This window comes from Actibacterium naphthalenivorans (assembly GCF_014196965.1).
Classification (GTDB): domain Bacteria; phylum Pseudomonadota; class Alphaproteobacteria; order Rhodobacterales; family Rhodobacteraceae; genus Actibacterium_A; species Actibacterium_A naphthalenivorans.
The window spans coordinates 1-1,299 of record NZ_JACIEQ010000043.1; the positions used below are offsets into that span (position 1 = coordinate 1).

1 protein-coding gene is annotated in these 1,299 nt (G+C 62.6%); it reads right to left on the bottom strand.

The window, feature by feature from the left end; all coding sequences use genetic code 11:
• Positions 1–60: 60 nt before the first annotated feature.
• Positions 61–1,220, bottom strand: a protein-coding gene (locus tag GGR17_RS20160; RefSeq protein ID WP_157445542.1) for an IS3 family transposase whose coding sequence is annotated in 2 segments (ribosomal slippage) — positions 61–968 and positions 968–1,220 — 1,161 coding nt in all. Because the reading frame shifts where the segments join, the coding sequence is not laid out codon by codon here.
• Between the last annotated feature and the right edge of the window lie 79 nt (positions 1,221–1,299).

The following is a 1,299-nucleotide window of genomic DNA, read 5'->3' on the forward strand; positions in this document are numbered from 1 at the left end:
TGACCTGCCCCATTTCTTAGGGCCAGTCGCAAGTCGAGTCTGTTCTCCTTTTGGTTGCCATCATTCGGCGGCGTGAGCAATGGGCGCAGGCGCGGAGCCATCACGGAGCTCAAGCGGCTGCGCCCATTGCGTCTTGTCGAAGGGCCGCGCGGCGGCGAACTCCTCCGGGGTCTGATATTTCAAGCTGCTGTGCGGGCGCTCCGTGTTGTAGTCGATCCTCCAGTCTTCGATGATTTCGCGGGCCTCGCCGATGCTGGTGAACCAGTGCTGGTTCAGGCACTCCTCGCGGTATCGGCCGTTGAAACTTTCGATGTAGGCGTTCTGGGTCGGCTTCCCGGGGTCGATGAAATACAGCTGCACGCCGTGATCATCGGCCCATCCGTCGAGCGCGCGCCCCCGGAGTTCCGGGCCGTTGTCGACGACCAGGATATCGGGGTATCCCCGCTCACGGGCCACGCGCTCCAACATGTCCACGACCCGATCGCCCGGCAGCGAGAAGTCCACCTCGATCGCCGGGCACTCCCGGGTGCAGTCGTCCTTGAGATTGGCACTGCGGAACTTGCGGCCATTGGCCAGCGCGTCGCTGGTGAAATCGAGCGACCATCGCTGGTTGGCAGCGATGGGGCACCAGCTGCCGTCGCGCGCCTCGCGAGGGATCTTCTTGCGCTTCGTGCGGCGCAGCCACAGCCGTTCTTCGCGATAGATCCGCTCGACGACTTTGACGTTCACCCTGAAGCCCTCGCGGACCAGTTTGGCATGCAACATGCGGTAGCCATATCTCCTGTGTTTGCCTGACAGCGTGATCAGGCGCTCTCTCAGCCGCGCGTGGCGATCTGGTCGCGCCCGATAGGCCAGGCTCGACCGTGAAATCCCAACCAGCCTGCACGCCCGCCGTTCCGTGAACCGATGTTCATCCATCAGCTTCCTCACCACGGCACGGCGGTGCGCAGGCGTCAGGAGTTTTTTGCCAGCAGCCCCTTCAGGCCGGCGTTGTCCAGCATCGCGTCGGCCAGGAGACGCTTCAGCTCGGCGTTCTCGGCCTCCAGATCCTTCAGCCGACGCAGTTCGGAAACCTGCATCCCGCCATACCGGCTCTTCCACTTGTAGAGCGTGGCGTCCGACATGCCGTGCTTGCGGCACAGCTCGGAGACCTTCGCCCCGGCGGCATACTCCTGCAAGATCCCCACGATCTGCTCTTCGGTAAAGCGTGATTTGCGCATCGTCTGTTCTCCTCGTTGCTACGAACTTTACGAGAACAAACTCTCCGAATGAATGGCCCGATTTATCGGGGGCAGGTCA